Source organism: Stenotrophomonas sp. YJH_SMC_106-19 (assembly GCF_059368375.1).
Genome location: NZ_JCAFRQ010000010.1, coordinates 1 through 18,957, shown reverse-complemented (window position 1 = coordinate 18,957; position 18,957 = coordinate 1). Strand labels below are relative to the sequence as shown.

Below are 18,957 nucleotides of genomic sequence, written 5' to 3'. Positions count from 1 at the left end.
CCCGGTTGCCGCGTATTCACTCTAACGCGCGTCCCCGGGGGGACGGCAAGCAGCAAAGCGTGATGGAAGCGTCAGTGTGTGACCGCGTCCGCAGCCTGGAACGCCGCATCGAACAGTCGTTGCACCGGGGGCCCCATTTCGCCGGCCAGCAGGACCAGCAGGAACAGGCCCAGCAGCAGCGACACCGGCAGGCCGAGCTGGATCGGATTGAGCGCAGGTGCCGCACGGGCGAGCACGCCGAACGCCAGGTTCACCGCCAGCATCGCCACCGTCAACGGAATGGCCAGTGTCAACGCACCGCGCAGCACGGTCAGCAGGAACGTCGGGGCGATGCTGAAGAACGCGTGCGGATCGGGCAGCGGCGCACCGATCGGCAGTGCCCGGTAGCTATCCACGACCAGCGAGATCAGCGCGAGGTGGCCGTTCGCGGTGAAGAACAGCAGGCCGAACAACAGGTAGAACCACTGCCCGATCACGCCGGAGGTGCCGCCGCGCAGGGGGTCGCTCATCTGCGCGAACGCCAGGCCGGTGCCCTGTGCCACCAGTTCGCCGGCCATCGCGCCAGCTTCGAACACCAGCCGCAGCAGGAAGCCGATGGCCACGCCGATGGCCAGCTCACGGGCGATGGTCAGCACGGTGGCCGCATCGAAGCCGGTCCACTCCGGCACAGGCGGCAGCAGCGGGGCGAGCGCGATGGCGAGGGTACCGGCCAGTACCACGCGGATCCGCGCCGGCACCGCACGGGTGCCGACCATGGGCATGGCCATGGCTACCGCGCCGATGCGCAGCATCGTCCACAGCACGGTGCCGATCATGCCGAAGGCCTGCAGGCCGTCGGCAGCCATCTGGGTGGCGGCATCCATCGCGGTGCGCGTCCTAGCCGATCAGGTGCGGAATGCGCTGGAACAGCAGCGTGGTGTATTCGACCAGATGGCCGATCAGCAGGCTGCCCAAGGCGAACAGCACGGCGGTCAACGCTGCCGCTTTGGCGACGAAGGCGATGGTGGGCTCATTGAGCTGGGTCGCGGCCTGCACGACACCGACCACCACACCTACCACCAGTACGGTCAGCAGCAGCGGGCCAGCCACCCACAGTACGGCAATCAGGCCGCCACGCAGTTCGGTCAGGGCAAGTTCGGGAGACATCGTCTTTCCATCGGTAGCGCCGGGTCCTGCCCGGCGGTGGTCAATGCGGCCGCCGGCAATGGCTGGCGGCCCCTGCAATCACGCCGGTCCGGGTCACGCCGGATTGAAGCTGGCCGCCAGCGTTCCCACCGTCAGCACCCAGCCGTCGACGAGCACGAACAGCAGGATCTTGAAGGGTGCCGAGACCAGCATCGGCGACAGCATCATCATGCCCATCGACATCAGCACGCTGGCCACGACCAGATCGATGATCACGAACGGGATGAAGATCAGGAAACCGATCTCGAAGGCGGTCTTCAGTTCGCTGGTCACGAACGAGGCGACCAGGACCGGGAACGGGATCGCATCCGGGCTGGCGTAGGTGCCGTGCCCGGCGATGCCGGCGAAGGTCATCAGGTCGGTCTCGCGGATCTGCGCCAGCATGAAGCCGCGCAGCGGCTGGGTGGTCAGCGTCCACGCGGTCTGGAAGTCGATCTGGCCGTTGAGGTAGGGCGCCATTCCGCTGCTCCACGCCTTGTCCCAGGTGGGCATCATCACCATCGCGGTGAGGAACAGGGCCAGGCCCAGCAGCACCTGGTTGGACGGGGTCTGGCCGGTGCCCAGCGCCTGCCGCAGCAGGCCCAGCACGATGATGATGCGGGTGAACGAGGTCAGCACCAGCAGCATCGACGGGATCAGGGTGATCGCCGTCATCAGTAGCAGTGTCTGCAGCGGCAGGCTGACCGGCTGGCCACCGATCCTGCCCACGTTGACATCCGGCAGTGGCGTGGTCGGAGCAGCGCCCGGCGCGGCAAAGGCGAGCGCGGGCAGCAGGCACAGGGCAATCAGCAGCAGCCACGCGATCAGGGTAGCTGGGCGGGTACGGATGACACGCATGTCAGGGGTCCTTGCGCAGCCGCTGCTGCAGCAGCTGGGCGAAATTCGGCAGGTTCTTCAGGTCCGGCACGCGCACCGGCGCGGGCGGCGGCAGCGGTTCGGAAAGGGTGTGCAGGGCGTTGATGCTGCCGGCGGTGACGCCCAGCAGCAGTTGTTGGCCGTTGACCTCCACCACCACGACGCGTTCCTTGGCGCCGACGCTGAGGCTGGCCACCAGCTTCATGCCGTCGGCCGGGCGGAAGCCGCTGCCGGGCAGGCGCTTGAGCAGCCAGCCCAGGCCGACCACCAGGGCCAGCACGGCCAGCAGCGCCAGCACCGCGCCGAACAGGCCCGGTGCCGAGGCCGCGTGCTGGCCGACCGGGGCGGCGGCCTTGCCGACGCCCAGCAGGGTGGACGCCAGCAGGCTCAACGCAGTCTCCGGATGCGTTCGCTCGGGCTGACCACATCGGTCAGGCGCACGCCGAAGCGGTCATTGATCACCACGACCTCGCCATGCGCGATCAGGGTGCCGTTGACGAATACGTCGAGCGATTCACCGGCGCCACGCTCCAGCTCCACCACCGAGCCCTGGTTGAGCTGCAGCAGGTTGCGGATCGGCAGGCGGGCGCGGCCGACCTCCAGCGACAGGGTCACCGGCACGTCGAGGATCACGTCCAGATTCAGATCGACCCCGGAGGCCTCGTCGGCGTGCAGGGTGCCGAACTGGGCCGGAGTCGGTTCGAGGGCGTCGGTATCGTTCATTGCGGGTCTTCCTGGATGACGGGTACGCGCGGGCGGGTGCCCGGCGGATGGGTAGCAGTGATCTTCACGGCATTCATGCCGTTGGCGATGCCGAATTCGCCGGTGAACACCGGGATGTTCTCCACACACAGCGGCACCTGCGGGCTCAGCTCGATCGGCAGGATGTCGCCGACCTTCAACCGGGTCAGGTCACGCAGGGTCATGCGCTTGCTGGCCAGCACGCTGGACAGGGTCACTTCGGCGATGTTGAGCTGCTCGCGCAGGGTCTGGCCCCAGCTTTCGTCGCGGTCGTTGCGATCGCTCTGGATGCCGGCATCGAGCAGCTCCCGGATCGGTTCGAGCATCGAGTACGGCAGGGTGACGTGGATGTCGCCGCCACCGCCGTCGAGCTCGACATGCAGGCGGCACACCACCACGTATTCGCGCGGGGTCACGATGTTGGCGAAGTGCGGGTTGATCTCCGAGTTGATGTACTCGAATTCCACGTCCATCACCGGTGCCCACGCTTCGCGCAGGTCGGCGAAGGTCTGCTTCAGCAGCAGATGGATCACGCGCATCTCGGTGGCGGTGAACTCGCGGCCTTCGATCCGGGTGGGGTAGCGCCCGTCGCCGCCGAAGAAGTTGTCGACGATGGCGAACACCAGGGTCGGCTCGAACACGATCAGGCCGGTGCCGCGCAGTGGCTTGAAACGGATCAGGTTCAGGTTGGTCGGCACATACAGCGAATGCATGTAGTCGTTGAACTTGATCAGCTCGATGCCGCGCACCGACAGTTCGGCCGAGCGCCGGATCAGGTTGAACAGGCCGATGCGCCACAGGCGCGCAAAGCGCTCGTGGACCATTTCCAGCGTCGGCATACGGCCGCGGATGATGCGGTCCTGGCTGGCGAAGTCGTATGAACGCGCTTCGCCGGAGGGCGGCTCCGGGTCGGTCTCGACCGCGCCGCTGTCCACGCCGTGGAGCAGGGCATCGATCTCGTCCTGGGACAGCAGATCATTCATCGGTGGGCCCTTACTGGGTCACGAAGCTGGTGAACAGCAGATCGTCGGCACCATTGCTGCCGGTCTCGGCCTTGAGCACCTTCTGCACCTCGGCCAGCGAATCGGCCTGCAGCTTCTTCTTGCCGGCGATATCGGCGATCTGTGCCGGATCGACCTGCGAGAACAGCATCAGCAGTCGTGCACGCAGGGCCGGGGCGTGGGTCTTGATCGCCTCCAGCGCGGCCGGATCACGGGTCATCAGCTGCACTTCCAGCTGCAGGTAGCGCGGGCCGTCGATGGGACCATTGAGGTTGACCACGAACGCGGGCTCCAGCGCGAAGTACTGCGCCGGTGCCGGCGTGGCGTTCTTCTTCTTCGGCGCCTGGCTGGTCTTTTCTTCCTGCGTGGACTGGGTGAAGAACCACACGCCGCCACCGGCGGCAGCGGCAGCCAGTACGGCCACCAGCGCGGTGATCAGGATCGGACTGCGCGGCGTGCGGGCCTTGTCCTTTTCGACGTTCTTCTTGGTTTTGTCAGCGGCTGCGGCCACGAGGTGAAGCTCCTGAGGGTTGCTTCACCGGGATATGCAAGGGGTGTGCCGATGCACCGGGAACAGGGTGCGACGGAAATCCGTCGGCAGGGCCTGCGTCGGTCGCGCACGTCAGGCGTAGGCGTCCAGCAGGCCACGCTGGCGGATCAACGGGGTGGCCGGCAGGCTGGCATCACCCCGCGTCGGTTCTCCGTCACCCCGACCTGCCTCCTGCCCGGCCTGGCCGGCAGGTGCGCCACCGCCGCCCGGCTGATGGCCGACATCGGCGTGGGCCAGCTGGAAGCCTTGTTCGCCCAGCAGTTCACGCAGGCGTGGCAGGCTGCTTTCCAGCGCCTGGCGGACATCCACGTGCGGGCTGCTGAAACTGGCGTGGACCTTGTCACCGTTGAGCTGCAGGCGTACGTCCACCGGCCCCAGATCGTCCGGGCTCAGTCGGATGTGGGCGTGGCCGATCTTCTGGTCGGCCAGCCAGCCCAGGCGGGCGCCAATGGCCTGGTCGAATCCATCGTCGCCAAGCACCGGCTTCGGCGTCGGTTCACCGTTGAAGACCGCGTTGCTGGACAGCGCCGCCTTCAGATCCTGCAGTGCGGCGGGCAGGGGCGCCTGCAGGGGTGCCGGCGGGGCACGATCACCCTGCAACGTGCTGTCGGTGTCACCGCTGCGCTCCAGCGCGGCGTCGCCCGTCGGCAGCACAGGCAGGGACAGTGCGCCGTCCTCGCCATCGACGCCCGTGGCGGGTGACTGCACCACGGCGGCAGGCGACGCGGCAACCGGCGATGGGGGGGCGGTGGTCGCCGCCAGGGCCGGAGGCGCTGTGCCCGTTGCGGACGGTGGGACGCTGGCCGCAGGGTCGGCGGGCAGTGGGGTGGCCAGCACCAGCCCGGCCAGTCCAAATGGAGGCCAGGGCGCTTCGTCGGTTTCCGTCGTCGCGTCCTGGTCGGTCGCAGCCTTGCCGGCCGGTGGCGCAGCGGCCTCGCCCGTAGCCTGCTCGCTGGCGGGGGGCCGCACGCTGGCGGCGTCATCGCCGCCGGTGGCCGCAACGCCGGTCGGCGCGGGGCTGTCCGCGGGCGGGACGGGCGCACCGCCCTGCAGCAGCTGACCGAAGTCCTTGCCGCCTTCGCTGCGTGCCGTGCGCGACGGGCTGCTGCCCACGCCGGGCGGAGTGGCCGTCGTGCTGCTGCCCGAAAGCGCGGCGGGCGTCACGAACGGCCTCCGGTGTCTGTGCCGTCCTGGTCCTCGGCCTGCGCCAGGCGGGAGCGGCGCGCGCCGATGTCATCCATCTCGCGCTGGTCACGGCGGTCTGTCACCACCTTTTCCTGTGCGCGATAGCTGGCGGCCAGCTGCTCCAGCACCGCCTTGTCGCGGCTGGCCAGGATCAGGCGCGCGCGTTCGGCTTCGACCTTCTCGCGGTTGCCGTCGACGGTGCGCTGCTGTTGCTCCACCGCACTGTCGAGGCGGTCAAGGAACGCACGCCGGTTCAACAGCTGGGCGGGACTGGTCGCGGCCATCTGTGCGTTGGCGTACTCCTCGGCATAACGTCGCAGTTCGTCCAGACGCGACAGGTGAGTGTCGAGAAGGCGCTGGCGCTCGGCCAGGTCGCGGGCGACCGCATCTTCATGTTCCTGTGCCCGCCTCAGCAGAGGGTCGATACGCTTGGACTGGTTCATCGCTTACACCTCGTTTTCCACCAGGCGCTGCAGCGCCGCCTGGCTGTGCGGGAGATCCGCGGCCTTGGCCACGTCCTGTCCCAGGAATTCCATGATTTCCGGCCAGCGTTCCAGGGCTTCGTCGGTGGCTGCGTCGTTGCCGCGCTGGTAGGCGCCGATGGCGATCAGGTCGCGGTTGGCCGAGTAGGCCGACACCAGCCGCTTGAGCTTGCGGATGCGCAGGCGCCACGGTTCGTCGGCGATTTCCGTGACCACGCGGCTGACGGACGATTCCACGTCGATGGCCGGGTACAGGCCGCTGTCCGCGACCCGGCGCGACAGCAGGATGTGGCCGTCGAGGATCGCGCGTGCGGCGTCTGCGATCGGATCCTGCGGATCGTCGCCTTCGGTCAGCACGGTGTAGAACGCGGTGATGGAGCCGCGCCCCTTGGCGCCGTTGCCGGCGCGTTCGACCAGCGCGGGCAGCTTGGCGAACACCGACGGCGGGTAGCCGCGCGTGGTCGGCGGTTCGCCCACCGACAGGCCGATCTCGCGTTGTGCCTGCGCGAAGCGGGTCAGCGAGTCCATCAGCAGCAGGACGTTCAGGCCCTGGTCGCGGAACCATTCGGCAATGGCGGTTGCACGGTAGGCGCCATGCAGGCGCGCCAGCGGTGGCCGGTCGGCCGGGCTGGCGACCACCACCGCGCGGCGCAGTCCTTCCTCGCCCAGCGTGGTTTCGACGAAATCGCGCACTTCGCGGCCGCGTTCGCCGATCAGCCCGACCACGATGACGTCGGCAGCGGTGTAGCGGGTCATCATGCCCAGCAGTGTCGATTTGCCGACGCCGGAGCCGGCGAACAGGCCGACACGCTGGCCACGGCCGATCGGCAGCAGTGCGTTGATGGCGCGCACGCCCACATCCAGTGGCTGGGTGATCGGCTCGCGCGCGAGTGGATTGATCGACACACCGGCCATGCCGACGTGGCCTTCGGCACGGATCGGGCCCTTGCCGTCCAGCGGCACGCCATCGCTGTCGATCACCCGGCCGAGCAGGCCTTCGCCCACTTCCACGCCGCCGCGCCGTGCCGACGGCACGACCCGCGCGTTGGGCAACAGGCCATGCAGTTCGGCGCTGGGCATCAGGTAGGTGCGCTCACCGGCGAAGCCGACCACTTCGGCATCCACCCAGCCACCGTCGACCACTTCGACCTTGCAGCTGGCCCCCAGCGGTGCTTCGCAGCCGACCGCTTCCAGAGTCAGCCCGACCGCGCGGCGCAGCACGCCTTCGCGGATCAGGCCACGGCCGTGCGCGGTGTCCACGCGCAGCCCGTCCAGGCGACGGGCCAACCGTAGATTGCGGGCCAGGGCCCAGTCGGCCGCAGGCGGCGGCAGTGGCGTTTCGGCCGTCATGCGTTCGCTCCGGTCTGGCGGATCACTGCGTCCAGCGCGCCACGCAGGCGGGCTTCGAGAGTGCCGTCGATGCGCACGGCCTCGGCATGCACGCGCAGGTCGCCGCGGCTGAGGCTGGTGTCGGCCACCAGCCGCTGCTGCGGTGGCAGGGTGAGCAAGGGGGCGAGGGCAGCGATGTCGTCCGGGTGCAGGCGCACTTCCACTTCGCGCGTGCTGCCGCCGACCGCATCGATGGCTTCGCCGACCAGCTGTGCCAGCAGCGCCGGTTCGGCCTCGTAGGCGCGACCGACCAGGGCACCGGCGATGCGGACCGCCAGCTCTCCCAGCGCACCGACCACCTCGTTCTCCAGGCGGACCAGCGGGCGGCTGAAGTTGTCCAGGATGCCCTCGATCTGCGCGGCAAGCCGGCGCACCTCGGCCTGGCCCTGGCCATAGCCCTCCGCATGGCCGTGCTGGAAGCCTTCCTTCTCGGCACTGTCCTGGATGGCCTGTATCTCTTCCAGGGTCGGCAACTGCAGCGGCGGTTCCGGCTCGTGCTCCGGATCCGGCCCGGCGTGCCCGGACGCGTCCTCCTGTTCCAGCACGGGTTCCGGCTGGGCCAGCAGGTCAGGGGCGAGCCAGCGCACGACCGTGCTCACAGCATGGCCTCCGCGCTGCCGCCGATGGTGATGGTGCCTTCATCGGCCATGCGCTTGACGATGGCCAGGATCTCGCGCTGCGCGCCTTCCACGTCGGACAGACGCACCGGCCCACGGGCCTCCATGTCCTCCAGCAGGATCTCGGCGGCACGCTGGGACATGTTGCGGGTGATCTTGTCGCGGACCTTGATGTCGGCGCCGCGCAGGGCCAGTCCCAGCCGCTCGCCGCTGACTTCGCGCAGCACCAGCTGCATCTCGCGGTCGTCCAGATCCACCAGGTCGTCGAACACGAACATCAGGTCCTGGATGCGGCCACTCAAGGGCGCGTCGATGCGTGCGATCTCGCCCAGGATCGCCTGGTCCTGGCCGCTGTCCATGAAGTTGAGGATATTGGCCGCGCACTGCACGCCGCCGATGTTGGATGACTTCAGGTTCTGGTTGCCGGCGAACTGGCGCTCCATGATCTCGTTGAGTTCATTGAGTGCGTTCGGCGGAATGCCATCGAGGGTGGCGATGCGCAGCAGCACGTCCACGCGGGTGCGGTCGGGCAGCAGTTTCAGCGCATCGGCGGCCTGGTCGGTTTCAAGGTGGGCCATGACGATGGCGATGATCTGCGGGTGCTCGTTGCGGACCAGGTCGGCGACCGCACGCGGATCCATCCACTTCAGCGCATCCAGGCCGGTGGTGTTGCGGCCCAGCAGGATGCGATCGATCAGGTTGCCGGCCTTCTCGCTGCCCAGTGCCTGCACCAGCATGTTGCGGATGTAGTCGTCCGACCCCACGCCCAGCGAGGTCTTGGAGCCCAGCTCCTGGCCGAACTGGTCCATCACCCGTTCCACCTGTTCGCGGGTGATGTCGGACATGGTGGCCATCGCGATGCCGATCTTCTGGACTTCCTTGGGTTCCATGTGGCGCAGCACTTCGGCCGCGTCCAGTTCACCCAGCGACAGCAGCAGCACGGCGGCGCGCTGCACTCCGGTCAACGGTACCTCAGTCATTGGCCACCCAACCCTTGACCACCTGGGCCACGCGCTTGGAGTCGGTCTTCACGGCTTCACGGGCCATCCGCAGTCGTTCCTCGTAGGAGTCCACCGGCAGGGCCAGCGCCTCCGGTCCACCCAGGCCAGCGCGCTCGGCACCCAGGGCCGGCAGCGGGCTGCCATCGTCATCGACCAGCTGTACGTCAGCGGTATGCGGTTCCAGTGCCAGCGGGTCGTGCTTCTTCGCCTGGCCGGTGATGGCACGCAGCGCCGGACGCAGTACGCCGAACAGCAGCGCCAGCACCACAATGGCCCCCAGCAGCATGCGGCCGGCATCGTGCACCCACGGCAGCTCCCACCAAGCCGGGCCTTCCACCGGTGTGGTCTCGCGCACGAACGGGGCATTCATCACCGAGACCGTATCGCCCCGCTCGGCGCTGAAGCCGACGGCCTGCTTGACCAGCGCCTCGACGCGGGTCAGTTCGGCGGCCGACAGCGGCTGCGGGGTAAGTGCGCCATTGGCGCCGGGGCGCGGCACGTTGTCCACCAGCACCGCCACCGACACGCGCTTGATGCGGCCGGCCGGCTGGCGGGTGTGCTGCAGCGTACGGTCCAGCTCGTAGTTGCGCGTCGCGTTCTTGCTGCTTTCGCTCGGCGTCTGCGCGGTCTGCGGCGGCGCAGCCTGGCCCGGCGGCGTGTTGCTGGTGGCGCCAGGCACGCCCTGCGGTCCGGGCGTGCTGGTGGTGTTCTCGCTCATCTGTTCGCTGCGCAGCTTGGCCGGCTCGCCGTTGTACAGCTCACGCGCTTCCTCGGTGACCGAGAAGTCCATGTCCACGCTGACTTCCGGATTGACGCGGCCCGGGCCGGTCATCGGTTCCAGCAACTCGCGGATGCGCTGGTTGAAGGAGGTCTCCTGCCGGCGGACCTGCTCGAACTGGGCGGCGTTGACCGCCGCTTCGCTGTTCGGGTCGCTGATGCTGAGCATGCGCCCGCTCTGGTCGACCACGGTCACCCGTTCCGGCGACAGGTCCGGAATGCTGGCGGCGACCATGTGCACGATCGCATCCACCTGGCTGCGTTCCAGCTGCTGGCCACCGCGCAGTTCCAGGGTCACCGAAGCACTGGCGACGTCGCGCTGGCGGGTGAAGGCGCTGGGCTTGGGGATGGCCAGGTGTACGCGTGAGTCACGCACCGGTCGCAGCGTATTGATGGTGCGCGACAGTTCGGTTTCCAGCGCGTGCTGGTAGCGCGCGCTTTCCACGAACTGGCTGACACCAAAGCCCGGGTCGCGCTCCATCAGCTCGAAACCCAGCTTGCCGCTGTCGGTCAGGCCGGAGCCGGCCAGCTTCAGGCGGGCGTCATGCAGGTTTTTCTCCGGCACGGTGATGCCACCGGTTGCCGGGTCCAGGGCGAACGGGATCTGCGCTGCACGCAGCAGGTCGGTCGCTTCAGCGGTGGCCTTCTGGTCCAGGCCGGTGTACAGCGGAACCATGCCGGGCTTCTGCGACCAGAAGAACACGAACAGGCCCGCCGCCACCGCCACTGCGATCATCGCCATCAGCCCCAGCCGACGGGTGATCTGCAGGCTCTGCAGGCGGTCGAACCATTGCCCCGCCTTCTCGGCGTTCAGGCTGTCCTTGGAAAGCGTCAGTGCCATGCGTCAAGTTCCTTACAGCGGCATGTTCATCACGTCCTGGTAGGCCTGGACGAGACGGTTGCGGACTTCCACGGTGGCGCGGAAGGCGATCTGGGATTGCTGCGAGGCGACCATCACCTTGGCCAGATCGGCGCCGGGTTCGCCCATCTCGAACGCCTTGGCCAGCGCGCCGGACGTCTGCTGCGCATTGTTGACGCCGGCAATCGCACCGCGCAGGGTCTCGGTGAAGCTGGCCGGCTGCACCTGCGGCGCATCCAGCACCGCACCAGGAAGGGCATTGCTGCGCGGCGCTTCAGCCAGCGGATTGAGCACCGGCTGTCCCATCTGGGACTGGTAGGTGCGGATCTGCGAAAGGATCGAAGTGACGGAGTGGGACATCTGCAACGGTTCCAGGAACAGGGATGGGGAATCTGCAGGGATCACTGCAAGTGCCGTGCCGGAACGCCTGAGTGGTTCAGAAACGTGACGGAAGTTTGCGTTCGGCGGAGGACGGGCGAGCTGGCGTGCCGATACGATGTCGTCATCTGCCGGTGTCAGTGAACCGGCGTCGGTTTTTTGGCCTTGCCGGCGGCCGCCGGATACACGAACGCCCGGGCAAGCCCAGGCGTCCGTGCCCCCTTCATGCTGGCGATCACGCTCAGCTGGCCAGTTCGGCCTGCTCGCGTTCGATGCCGTACTTGCGCAGTTTTTCCACCAGGGTGGTTCGGCGCAGGCCCAGCAGCTGCGCGGCGTGGGCGACCACCCCCTGCGTCCGCTCCAGCGCTTCATTGATCAGGCCCAGCTCGATGCTGGCCATGTGGTTGCGCAGGTCCAGGCCGTCGTCGGGCAGGGCCGTGGCAGCCGCAGCGCGGTTGACCGCGATGCCGTGCTCCAGCGACGGCTGGCCGCCGCTGCCGGGGGTGTGGAAGGAGAAGCTGCGCAGGTCCAATCGCTCTTCGCTGGGTGCTGCCGGTACCGCCGCCGGGGTGCTGACGGGGGCCAGCAGGGCGTCGCCCCGGTAGCGCGCGGGAAGGTCCTGCACGCGGACCGAACCACCCGGATGCAGCACCGCCAGGCGTTCGACCAGATTGGTCAGCTCGCGTACGTTGCCTGGCCATTCGTAGCCCGCCAGCGCCTGCAGGGCTTCGGCAGTGAAACGGACTTCGCCGCGGCCGGTGCGCGCCAGCTGCGCGGCAATGGTTTCCACCAGTGCCGGCAGATCCTCGCGCCGTTCGCGCAGGGCCGGCACGTCGATCGGGAACACATTGAGGCGGTAGAACAGGTCTTCGCGGAACTTGCCGTCGGCGATCCGGCTCTCCAGATCGCGGTGGGTCGCTGCGATCACCCGCACGTTGCAGCGGATGGTCTGGTTGCCGCCGACACGCTCGAAGCTGCGCTCCTGCAGCACGCGCAGCAGCTTGACCTGCATCGGCAGGCTCATGTCGCCGATCTCATCCAGCAGCAGGGTGCCGCCCTCCGCCATTTCGAAGCGGCCCTTGCGCGCGGTCAGCGCGCCGGTAAAGGCACCCTTCTCGTGGCCGAACAGTTCGCTCTCGAGCAGGTCGGCTGGAATGGCGCCACAGTTGATCGCCACGAATGGCCCGTCGCGGCGCGGCGAGCGCTGGTGGATGGCGCGCGAGACCACTTCCTTGCCGGTGCCCGACTCGCCCAGCACCAGTACGGTGGTGTCGAATGCCGCGACCTGGTCGATCATCGTGCGCAGCGCGCTCACAGCGGCACCATTGCCGGTGGGTCCCTGCTCCTGCACCGCGCCCGCCTGGTGCTCGGCATCCAGGCGCTTGAGGCTGGCACGGCGCAGCAGGGCTTCCATCTGCGCATGGCGCAGCGGCGTCTCCAGCGGCCAGATGTTGGCTTCATGCAGGCCGTGGCGGTGGGCGAAGGCACTGGCCTCGCCATCGGCCAGCAGCACCGGCGGCGGCAGGCTGCTGCCGCCCAGCCATGCGTAGAGGGCGGTGCTGGCGGCGCTGTCGTCGAGGCTGCCGACGATCACCGCCATCCAGTCGCTCTGGCGCTGCCGGCCCAGGTCGAAGTCTGCCGCGTCGGAAACCCAGCGCGGATTGAAGTCCATGAATTCCAGCAGGGCAACGGTGCGTTCGGCACGCACGGCGTCGTTGTCCAGCACCAGGATGCGCGACTCGCTCACGATCGATCCTCCCTGAGGCCTTCCAGGATCGGCATCACTTCCTGGATGTAGGACAGCTTGCTGACGAAATTGTCGGCGCCGGCACGCAGTGCATGCTCGCGGTGCTCGGCGTCATCGAAGTGGCTGGCGATGACGATGTACGGGGCGTCATCCTGCGACTTGATCAGGCGGGTCGCCTGCAGGCCGCCCATTTCCGGCATTGCCAGGTCCATCAGCACCACCTGCGGGCGCAGGGTCTCCGAGCGCTCGATCGCTTCCAGGCCGTTGCCGGCACTGCCGACGATCTGCAGCCAGTCGATCTTGCGGAAATGGCGCATCGCTGCGTTGATGAAACCTTCGTGGTCGTCGACCAGCAGGACCGTGAGCGTGTTCATGTCCAACATCCTTTTCAGCCCACCCGGGCCAGCTGCGGTTGCCTGGCGCTGAGCCGGCGCCGTTCGCGGGCCGGGGCGATATCCAGTTGTTCTCGGTATTTTGCGACGGTTCGGCGGGCAATGTTCACCCCCTGGCGCGAAAGCAGGGCGGCGATGGCCTCGTCGGCCAGCGGCCGACCGGCCGGCTCGGCATCGATCAGGCGGCGCACCATGGCCTTCACCGCCTGGCCGGAGACGCTGGCGCCTTCCAGGCGCACCGCGAAGAAGTGCTTCAGCTCGAAGGTGCCACGCGGGGTCTGCAGGTACTTGCCGGTGGTGATGCGCGAGACGGTGGACTCGTGCATGCCGATCTCCTCGGCCACTTCCTTAAGCGTCAGCGGCGCCATCGCTTCCTCGCCCCGGACCAGGAACGCGGCCTGGCGCTCGACGATCACCCGCGCGGTACGCAGCAGGGTGTCATAGCGCATCGACAGGCCACGGCTGAACCAGCGCGCTTCCTGCAGCATCTCGCGCAGCGCCGGTGCAGCCTCGTTGCTGTCGGCCAGCGCCTGTTCGTACTGCGTGTTGATCGATACGCGGCGGCTGGTCGCCGGATTCAGGGCCACTTTCCACTGGCCGTCGGCGTGCCAGGCGACCACGTCTGGTACCACCACGGCATTGCGTTCCGGCAGCAGGTTGTCACCCGGGCGGGGCTGCAGCGAGAGGATCAGTCGCACTGCTTCGCGCACGTCACCGATCTCGGCGTCATGCAGGCGGGCGAGGGCGGGGTAGTCGTGCGCGGCCAGCGGCTCGAGCGCGCCGGCAAGGATGCGGGTGGCCAGGTGCCGCGCGGGAACCACGCCGTCCAGGCTGCGCAGCTGGGCCTGCAGGCTTTCGCGAAGGTCCCGCGCGGCCATGCCGGCGGGCTCGCCATGCAGCAGGCGCTGGCGGACCGCTTCCACGCCATCCGCGGCGATGTCGAACTGGGCGCTGGCCAGCAGCTGCAGCTGTGCCAGCGGTGCCTGCAGATAGCCGGCGTCATCGCAATGCTCGAGCCAGAAGGCGGCGACCGCCAGCTCGCAGTCGTCCAGGTCCAGTGCCAGCCGCTGCAGCACGCGCAGCTGCGGATCGCTCGATTCGCCCGCCGCGATGCGTGCCATGCGGTCATCGTCGCCGTCCTGCCAGCTGGCGCCGGCAACGTCCCACATCGAGGATTCGGGCAGCTCGTCGAACGCCGCGGTTTCCAGCGTGGTGGCGCCGGCGTCGACGGGTTCGGGCGCAGGCGCTTCGGCATCCTCGATGTCCAGCATCGGGTTGGAGTCGAGCAGGCGCTGTATTTCCTGTTCCAGATGCAGCCCGTCCAGCTGCAGCAGCCGGATCGACTGCAGCAACTGCGGGGTGAGGTGAAGTTGTTGGCCCAGCTGGGCCGAGAGTGCAGCCTTCATCGTGGTTCCCCGGCGCCGCTCCCCGACGCCTTGTGGAACGCATCTTGCTTCTGATCCGGCAGGTGCGGAATCAGGGGGTTCCTGAGATGGTTGGTGAATTACCCGACAGCGTGTAGGGGTTTTCCCGACATCGGCGCGGGATGTTGACGTTTCCCGGTCGCAAGCCCTTGATTTCCTGTTGCGCACGCGGTCGGGGCGTCGTGCCGGCGTGTACGGGATTCCGTCAGTGCCTGTGGGGGTGACGGGAACCCGTCATCCGGATGGCGCGGTCACTCCAGCTCGTGCTGGTGGCGGGCGGCGAGCAGCAGCAGGTCGTTGGCGCGGCGGCACCCCAGCGACTCCATCATGCGCGCGCGGTGGGTTTCCACGGTCTTGACGCTGATGCCGAGATCGGCGGCGATTTCCTTGTTGCTTTCGCCTTTGCCGATGCGGCGCAGGATCTCGCGCTGGCGGGGTGACAGCGCGGCGATACCGGTGGGCTTCTCGCGGCCCAGCATGGGCGCCAGCATCTTCGCCGAGATCTGCGGGCTCAGAAACACCTGGCCCGCGTGTGCAGCGCGCAGCGCCAGTTCCAGTTCCTGCGGAGCGGCATCCTTGACCACGAAGCCGACGGCACCGCGGTCCAGTGCGTCGCGCACGTGGGCGGCATCATCGTGCATGGTCATCATCACCACCCGGGTGCCGGGTGCGCGCATGCGGATGTCGCTGAGTGCTTCCAGGCCGGTGCGTCCGGGCAGAGACAGATCCATCAGCACCACGTCCGGCGCGTGCTGCAGGGCCAGTTGCAGCGCCTGCTCGGCGTTGCTGGCCTCGGCCACGAGCTGCACGTCGGCAAACCCCTGCAGCAGCCGCGCCAGGCCGGCGCGGACCAGGGTGTGATCGTCGACGATGAGAACTCGCACAGGCACGCTGGAGGTCCGGGAGGGGAGTCCACCTTAACTTAGCTGAACGGGCGAGCCAAGCGTCGTCCGTTGCGGGCGGGCGTGCCAGGGTTCAGCGCGCCCGCCTTGCTTCGGCCACCTGACGTCTGTGCAGGCGGAACAGATGCCGCTCCATGGCCATTTCCAGTCCGTCGCCGAGGCGATGGAAACGCAGCCAGAGATAGTGGCCTCCGCTGCCGTCGGCGGCCTCGGCAACCACTTCCACCGGCAGATCGATATGGTCGGGCAGCCAGTCGCTGGGCTGCACGCGGACCACGCCGGCCTGGCCCGGGGCCGCGCCACTGCGGGGCCCCAGCTGCAGGCGGATGCCGCGCCGGGACCAGCGCACCGGGCGCAGGGTCAATGCCGGGCCCTGCTGGCGCACGAGCCGGCCCAGCAGCACGATGGCCAGATCCAGCTTGGCTTCCAGCCGCTGCAGCGGAAGGCTGGCCTCGCTGCGTTCGTCGTGTTCATCGACACGGCTGTCTTCGACCAGCGCCAGGCTGCGCAGCAGGCCTTCGGCGCTGCTGGTACGTCCCGCCGCGTTGCCGGCCTGGAACTCGACCGGCAGCGCCAGTTCGCAGCTGAGCGTCTCGTCGAACAGCTCGCTTTCGGCCGGGTGATGCAGCGACGTGGTCGGCAGGAGGGTCATGCCAGCGATTCTGCCTGCAGGTAGGCGTGCGCGGCGCGAAGGGAGCGCCGTCCATCGTGCAGCTGCACGGCCACAGCGTCGCGGCGATGGCGCAGCAGGGTGAGCAGGCTCTGCTGGCGTTCGAACAGCGCGGTCAGGGGCGCATGGTCGGCGGCCGCCAGCGGTTGGCTCAACAGCGCGTGCAGCTTGCTGTCATGGCCTTCGAGCAGGCTGTCGGCGGTGTCGAAGGCATCTTCACCCAGCGCTTTCTCGAAAGCATCCAGCTGCGCATGCAGTGCCTGCAGGCTCATGGTGCCACCGCTGCCGTACGGCGCTGCTCGTGCGGAATTGCGTTCCAGGCGCTGTCGATCTCGCCCAGCAGCTGCAGCGATTCGTCCAGGGCGGCGCGGTCGTTGTGCAGGTTGGCCTCGGTCAGGCGCTGCAGCACGTAGTCGTAGAGGGACGAAAGATTGCCGGCAATCTCGCCGCCGGCCTCATGGTCCAGCGAGCCGTTGAGGTGGCCGACGATGGCGCAGACCTCGCCGATCGCCTTGCCCTTGCCGGCATGGTCGCCGCGCTCGAGGCTGGCCAGCGCGCGCCGCACGCGCTCCAGCGCGCCCGCCAGCAACAGGGCCACCAGCTTGTGCGGATCGGCATCGGTGACCGCACTGGTCACACCCACCTGGCGGTACTGCTCGGCGTACTGACGGCTGGAACCGTACATTCGTGATTCTCCTTGCGCTGGGTGCTGCAGCAGGATCGTGACGATCACTGCCGGCAGTACCGCGATGATTGCTGTTGCGTCCGTTATCGGTGCGTTCGGCACCAAACTTGAGTGCCGCGCGCGTCCGTCAACCGTTCAACTGCGCCAGCTGCTGCTGCAGCGCCGAACTGCTCTGCTGCAGCTTGCCCATCAGGCTGTCCAGTGCGAGGAACTGCTTCTTGTACCGTGCCTCCACGCCGACCATGCGTGTATCCAGGTCCTTGCGGCGCTTGTCGATGCTGTCCAGGGTGTTGTTCAGGCCCTTGGTGCGGGCAACGAACGCACCCTCCTTGCCGACCGTCGTGCTCACGTAGCCGTCGACTAGCGAGTACAGCTGGCCCGCACCGCCGGCATCGCCGGTGATCGCCTGGCGGATCTTCTCCGGCTGGCTGGCAAGCGCGGCAGCGAACTTGGTGGTATCAAGCACCAGGCTGCCATCGGCATTGGGGTAGCCACGGGTCTGCAGGCCGATGGCCTTGGCGTCCAGGCCATCGCCGGACAACGACTTGAGCACGCCCGACATCACCGAGCGCAGCTGGCTGGCGGCGCCGCGCATCTGTGCGTCGCCGGTGAGGGCTGCCGCTTCCTTGGTCTTGGCGTCGTACTTGGTTTCGGTGTTGATGGCGGCGATGGCCGCGTTGTACGCGGTCACGAAATCCTGCATCACCTTGGTCGCCGCGGCCGTGTCGGTGCTGATCGTGACCGTGCTCTGTCCTTCCTTCTTCAGGTTCAGGGTCAGGCCCGGCACGGCGTCGGCCACGGTGTTGCTGGCGCTCACCACTTCAACGCCATCGATGGTCAGTTTGGCATCGGCGGCCGCGGTGTTCTGCTTCAGGCTGCCGACCAGCGCTCCCAACTTCGGGTCGCTGCCGGCGTATTCGAGCTTGATCGCGTTTGCCGCGCCGGTCTTTTCCTGTGCGATCGACAGGTACTGGTTGTCGCCGGAGCTGATCAGGGTGGCCTGCACGCCTTCCTTGCGGCCGGCGGCGTCGATCTTGTTGCGGATCGTGGTCAGCGTGTCGCCTTCCTCGACCTCCACGTTCATGGTCTTGGCCTTGTCGCCGACGCCGACGGTCAACGTCAAGGTTCCGGCGGCGAACGTATCGGTCTTGGGCACGGAGGTGTCGGCGATCAGCTTGTGTGCGGTCGCCAGCGACTTGACGTCGATGATGTGCGTGCCATTGGACGCTGCCGCCTTGGTGGTGCCGACGTCATACAGCGCCACGCTGGCCGTCAGGATCTCGTCGGTACCGCCGCTGCCGCCCTTGCTGGCGGTGACCGTGCGGGTGTCGAAGGCCGTGGTGGCCTTCAGTGCAGTGAGTGCGGTCTTCAGCTTGTCGAAGGCCGCGGTGACGGTGCCGATCGACGACAGCTGCATCTTGGTCTTGGACTGCTGCAGGTTCAGCGCATTGTCGGCGGGCTTGCGGTCGGCCGCGACCAGCTGGCTGACGATGCTGGAGATGTCCAGGCCCGAGCCGATGCCACCGTATCCAAAGTCTGCCACGTCGTTTCTCCTGGTAATCCGGGCGCCGCGCTGCGGCCGCCCGTCGTCAACGAAAATAGCGGCCTGCGCCGCTGGGTCTTGAGGACTTCGTTGATGCATGCGCCGTGCCAGTGCCGGACGGCAGGTTTGGCATGCAGGTTGCAGGAGTGACGGGGCAGGGTGCGGTCGGGACGACGCAGGCTGCCGGGAGTCTGCAAAAAACCCTCCCCCAAAGCAGGGGAGGGATCAGGCTACTGACAATCGGGGGGAGACGAAGCCGCCCGGTGCGTACAGTCAAAGGTACAGCGCTGAAACAGAGGTCCGCAGGGGCGGGCGATGCCAAGCCGGTTCGGGAAGCGTCCCGGGCCGGGCATGGCCCGCGCCTGCGTGCGCCGTGGCTGTCGGGTTGCCGCTGCCGCCGGTTCGACCGGCGGCAGCGGTACCTTCTTGCCGTGGATCAGCGCAGCAGGCTGAGCACGCCCTGCGGTACCTGGTTGGCCTGGGCCAGCATGGCCGTACCGGCCTGCTGCAGGATCTGGGTACGGGTCAGTTCAGCGGTTTCCTTGGCGAAGTCGGTGTCCTTGATGCGGCTGCG

General features: G+C 68.0%; 23 protein-coding genes. All 23 read right to left on the bottom strand.

Translation table 11 applies throughout. The features are described 5' to 3' along the window. Window positions 1-71: 71 nt before the first annotated feature. Window positions 72-863 carry a flagellar biosynthetic protein FliR gene (gene fliR / locus AC5P5M_RS18195; RefSeq protein ID WP_053519606.1) on the bottom strand — a complete coding sequence of 264 codons (792 nt, stop codon included), beginning with the start codon at window positions 861-863 and terminating at the stop codon, window positions 72-74. 13 nt (window positions 864-876) lie between these two features. After that, window positions 877-1,146 (bottom strand): flagellar biosynthetic protein FliQ, encoded by a 270-nt coding sequence (locus tag AC5P5M_RS18190; RefSeq protein ID WP_053519605.1) that lies wholly within the window; start codon window positions 1,144-1,146, stop codon window positions 877-879. 93 nt (window positions 1,147-1,239) lie between these two features. After that, a complete protein-coding gene (fliP, locus tag AC5P5M_RS18185; protein WP_053519604.1) occupies window positions 1,240-2,022 on the bottom strand; it encodes a flagellar type III secretion system pore protein FliP in 783 nt (260 codons plus the stop codon). Window position 2,023: 1 nt separating this feature from the next. Beyond that, a complete protein-coding gene (gene fliO, locus AC5P5M_RS18180) occupies window positions 2,024-2,431 on the bottom strand; it encodes a flagellar biosynthetic protein FliO (RefSeq protein ID WP_053519603.1) in 408 nt (135 codons plus the stop codon). Beyond that, window positions 2,428-2,763, bottom strand: coding sequence for a flagellar motor switch protein FliN (fliN, locus tag AC5P5M_RS18175; protein ID WP_053519602.1), 336 nt, complete (start codon window positions 2,761-2,763; stop codon window positions 2,428-2,430). Before fliN ends, fliO begins: the two co-directional genes overlap by 4 nt. Then, entirely contained in the window at window positions 2,760-3,764 is a 1,005-nt protein-coding gene (gene fliM / locus AC5P5M_RS18170; RefSeq protein WP_065176161.1) for a flagellar motor switch protein FliM, read from the bottom strand. The genes fliN and fliM overlap by 4 nt, the downstream gene beginning before the upstream one ends. 10 nt (window positions 3,765-3,774) lie before the next feature. Beyond that, a complete protein-coding gene (locus AC5P5M_RS18165; RefSeq protein ID WP_476341613.1) occupies window positions 3,775-4,293 on the bottom strand; it encodes a flagellar basal body-associated FliL family protein in 519 nt (172 codons plus the stop codon). A gap of 111 nt (window positions 4,294-4,404) precedes the next feature. Beyond that, window positions 4,405-5,496, bottom strand: coding sequence for a flagellar hook-length control protein FliK (locus tag AC5P5M_RS18160; RefSeq protein ID WP_476341611.1), 1,092 nt, complete (start codon window positions 5,494-5,496; stop codon window positions 4,405-4,407). Further along, window positions 5,493-5,960: a flagellar export protein FliJ gene (fliJ, locus tag AC5P5M_RS18155; protein ID WP_053519598.1), complete on the bottom strand. Its 468-nt coding sequence runs from the start codon at window positions 5,958-5,960 to the stop codon at window positions 5,493-5,495. The genes AC5P5M_RS18160 and fliJ overlap by 4 nt, the downstream gene beginning before the upstream one ends. A gap of 3 nt (window positions 5,961-5,963) precedes the next feature. Continuing rightward, a complete protein-coding gene (locus tag AC5P5M_RS18150; protein WP_053519597.1) occupies window positions 5,964-7,349 on the bottom strand; it encodes a FliI/YscN family ATPase in 1,386 nt (461 codons plus the stop codon). After that, window positions 7,346-7,987, bottom strand: a complete 642-nt coding sequence (locus tag AC5P5M_RS18145; protein WP_053519596.1) for a FliH/SctL family protein — start codon at window positions 7,985-7,987, stop codon at window positions 7,346-7,348. The genes AC5P5M_RS18150 and AC5P5M_RS18145 overlap by 4 nt, the downstream gene beginning before the upstream one ends. Further along, window positions 7,984-8,970: a flagellar motor switch protein FliG gene (gene fliG, locus AC5P5M_RS18140; protein ID WP_053519595.1), complete on the bottom strand. Its 987-nt coding sequence runs from the start codon at window positions 8,968-8,970 to the stop codon at window positions 7,984-7,986. Before fliG ends, AC5P5M_RS18145 begins: the two co-directional genes overlap by 4 nt. Before the next feature lie 7 nt (window positions 8,971-8,977). Then, window positions 8,978-10,624 (bottom strand): flagellar basal-body MS-ring/collar protein FliF, encoded by a 1,647-nt coding sequence (fliF, locus tag AC5P5M_RS18135; protein WP_065176166.1) that lies wholly within the window; start codon window positions 10,622-10,624, stop codon window positions 8,978-8,980. 12 nt (window positions 10,625-10,636) lie between these two features. Continuing rightward, window positions 10,637-11,002, bottom strand: a complete 366-nt coding sequence (gene fliE / locus AC5P5M_RS18130; protein ID WP_053519593.1) for a flagellar hook-basal body complex protein FliE — start codon at window positions 11,000-11,002, stop codon at window positions 10,637-10,639. A gap of 259 nt (window positions 11,003-11,261) precedes the next feature. Continuing rightward, window positions 11,262-12,767: a sigma-54 dependent transcriptional regulator gene (locus AC5P5M_RS18125; RefSeq protein WP_053519592.1), complete on the bottom strand. Its 1,506-nt coding sequence runs from the start codon at window positions 12,765-12,767 to the stop codon at window positions 11,262-11,264. Beyond that, entirely contained in the window at window positions 12,764-13,141 is a 378-nt protein-coding gene (locus AC5P5M_RS18120; RefSeq protein ID WP_053519591.1) for a response regulator, read from the bottom strand. Before AC5P5M_RS18120 ends, AC5P5M_RS18125 begins: the two co-directional genes overlap by 4 nt. A gap of 14 nt (window positions 13,142-13,155) precedes the next feature. Further along, on the bottom strand, window positions 13,156-14,565 hold the full coding sequence (gene rpoN, locus AC5P5M_RS18115) for an RNA polymerase factor sigma-54 (RefSeq protein ID WP_283219834.1): 1,410 nt from the start codon (window positions 14,563-14,565) through the stop codon (window positions 13,156-13,158). A 269-nt stretch (window positions 14,566-14,834) separates the two neighbouring features. Continuing rightward, complete coding sequence (locus AC5P5M_RS18110) at window positions 14,835-15,467, bottom strand: response regulator (protein ID WP_053519589.1); 633 nt, start codon at window positions 15,465-15,467, stop codon at window positions 14,835-14,837. Window positions 15,468-15,558: 91 nt separating this feature from the next. Further along, window positions 15,559-16,137, bottom strand: a complete 579-nt coding sequence (locus tag AC5P5M_RS18105) for a PilZ domain-containing protein (RefSeq protein WP_476341605.1) — start codon at window positions 16,135-16,137, stop codon at window positions 15,559-15,561. Further along, window positions 16,134-16,427 carry a hypothetical protein gene (locus AC5P5M_RS18100; RefSeq protein ID WP_053519587.1) on the bottom strand — a complete coding sequence of 98 codons (294 nt, stop codon included), beginning with the start codon at window positions 16,425-16,427 and terminating at the stop codon, window positions 16,134-16,136. The genes AC5P5M_RS18105 and AC5P5M_RS18100 overlap by 4 nt, the downstream gene beginning before the upstream one ends. Continuing rightward, window positions 16,424-16,840 (bottom strand): flagellar export chaperone FliS, encoded by a 417-nt coding sequence (gene fliS / locus AC5P5M_RS18095; RefSeq protein ID WP_053519586.1) that lies wholly within the window; start codon window positions 16,838-16,840, stop codon window positions 16,424-16,426. The genes AC5P5M_RS18100 and fliS overlap by 4 nt, the downstream gene beginning before the upstream one ends. Window positions 16,841-16,967: 127 nt before the next feature. Continuing rightward, window positions 16,968-18,383: a flagellar filament capping protein FliD gene (fliD, locus tag AC5P5M_RS18090; RefSeq protein ID WP_053519585.1), complete on the bottom strand. Its 1,416-nt coding sequence runs from the start codon at window positions 18,381-18,383 to the stop codon at window positions 16,968-16,970. Window positions 18,384-18,819: 436 nt separating this feature from the next. Beyond that, the coding region (locus AC5P5M_RS18085; RefSeq protein WP_279923195.1) for a flagellin at window positions 18,820-18,957 on the bottom strand (138 nt) is incomplete at its 5' end.